Origin of the sequence: Roseburia sp. OM04-10BH (assembly GCF_003462605.1) — a bacterium.
Classification (GTDB): Bacteria; Bacillota; Clostridia; order Lachnospirales; family Lachnospiraceae; genus Roseburia_C; species Roseburia_C amylophila.
This window is the reverse complement of sequence record NZ_QTZI01000031.1, coordinates 1-1914: the sequence shown is the minus strand read 5'-3', so window position 1 is coordinate 1914 and position 1914 is coordinate 1. Positions and strand designations below refer to the sequence as shown.

Below are 1914 nucleotides of genomic sequence, written 5' to 3'. Positions count from 1 at the left end.
GGAGGTTGCTATGAAAGTTCAAGGAAATAGGTATATTAATAATCCAGAGATGATAAAAAATAAGGTTGAGAAGAAAACAACTGTTCCTCAGAATATTATTTCGGAGGATGATGTGAAAATCAGTGATTCAGCAAGAAAGTTAGTTGAGACTGCTCGTAATAAGGTATCGGATTTTCATACAATGCATTTTTCATCTATTAATGGAGAAATAAGAGAGATACCAGCAGAATATAAATGTGAAAATTTATTCAAATTAGATTTGAAAGCAACTTCCATTTCTGGAGAACAAAGTGCGTTTGAAGGCTGTTCGGAAAATCAGTCAGAGGTTTTTGGAAAATGGCTGGACGAAAATGCTTCTGAATATTTGACAGAAGATGAAATGAAAGATTTAAAAGAGAAGATTAATGCAATGACAGCAGATGTAGATTCTTTGAATGCTCAGGAGGGATATAGAGGAACTTCTTATGAATCTGTATTTTTGTTAAGTGCAAGTGAAGTGGGGCTAAGGAAAGTAAATGAAATGTATGTTCCAGAGCAATTTCAAGCTGGTTTTTCAGACATGATTGACGAATATGTTCATTTTAATGATTCGGCACGTAATTCTATCATGGAGAAAATGACACCAGATTACATGGTTGTTGGAATTGGAAGCAAAACAGAATCTTATAAGTACAAGTCAGAAATAATCTCAGATGAGACAGCTTTTTATACAAATGAGAAGAAAGAGATAAGTGGTATCTGCAATCAGTTTTTAAATGGTAAAACAGATCAAAAATTATTTTGTAATGAGATGAAAGACCGTTTAAATGATTACTATGGAAGCAGGTATGAATTAAGGAATCAGCCAGAAGCTGTTGAAGGCAGAGTAAATAATATGCTGGACAAATTGCAGCATATGTTTGGCGTTTAATGTTGAAAAAGGGTTTGGAGACTAGCTATGAAGACAGTAACAGATGTAAACACAGTAAACCAGCTGTTGACATATTCAAAGCAGGCAGAGGCAGGAATACACCAAAAAGCAATACAGATGTTGCTTGGAGCAGGAAATAATAAAAAACAGGACAGTTTAAGTATTTCTGATGCTGCACGAGGCTTTTCAAAGCAATCAATAGCTGCACTGATAGATAAAAATGCGAATATTTCTAACAGTGAATTGGCTTATTATTTTGCAAACTATAATAATTCAAGTGCTATTTTGAATGCAATCAATTTTGGGGAGAATGTTTCCTGTGGATATAATTCTGATTTTAAGGAGTACGGGGTTATTTCCTTTGACCTTAATGGGAGCAGACAGGTAGTACCTAATTATGCAGTACCGAAAATGAATACAAGCACCATGTCAGGCATTTGTGCTGCAAATAATTCTCTGGTATTAAGTAATAAAAGTTATTATTCATGGACAACATCAAGTGGCGGTAAATATACATGGACGGTCAACAATGGAAGGATAGGCTGGGCAGCCTCGGAATCGTTGCTTGCAGAGAATACAAATCAAAAAGGGACAAATTATAAGTGGGAAATGTGTAAGGCAGGCAATATCCTGTCTGATCTGGCACAGGGAAAGAGTGTGTGGGGGTATCTTTACAGCAATGAGGAGGTATTGTCCGTCTGTGAGAAAGTCGGGATTTCTCCGGGATTCTTTTCTATAGAAGCGGGAGCAGGAAAACACACTTATTTATTGCAGGAATCAGGAAAGACCATAAATGTTGACGCAAAGATAAAACAGTTAAATGATATAAACTGGATAGAAATCGGATTTAAAGAAGGAGATACGTTTTCCGTTTATGGTAAAGAGTATGCTATTGACAGCAGTGGGCATATCAATGTTTCGGCAGAAGATGAATTTACATCAACGGAAATTAAATATCCAAGTCGTTCAATATAATAGAAATTATTTTAAGTTTCAATAACAGG

The 1914-nt window shown here is 35.5% G+C and carries 2 protein-coding genes; both read left to right on the top strand.

Annotation, left to right across the window (positions count from 1 at the left end; translation table 11 throughout):
• The coding region (locus DXB43_RS14905) for a hypothetical protein (protein WP_243006700.1) at positions 1–910 on the top strand (910 nt) is incomplete at its 5' end.
• A gap of 27 nt (positions 911–937) precedes the next feature.
• Positions 938–1885 (top strand): hypothetical protein, encoded by a 948-nt coding sequence (locus DXB43_RS14900; protein WP_117699205.1) that lies wholly within the window; start codon positions 938–940, stop codon positions 1883–1885.
• Positions 1886–1914 lie beyond the last annotated feature (29 nt).

Bases quoted from the DNA above. Each gene is read 5' to 3' on its own strand.
- DXB43_RS14900 (WP_117699205.1), top strand. From the start codon at position 938: ATGAAGACAGTAACAGATGTAAACACAGTAAACCAGCTGTTGACATAT.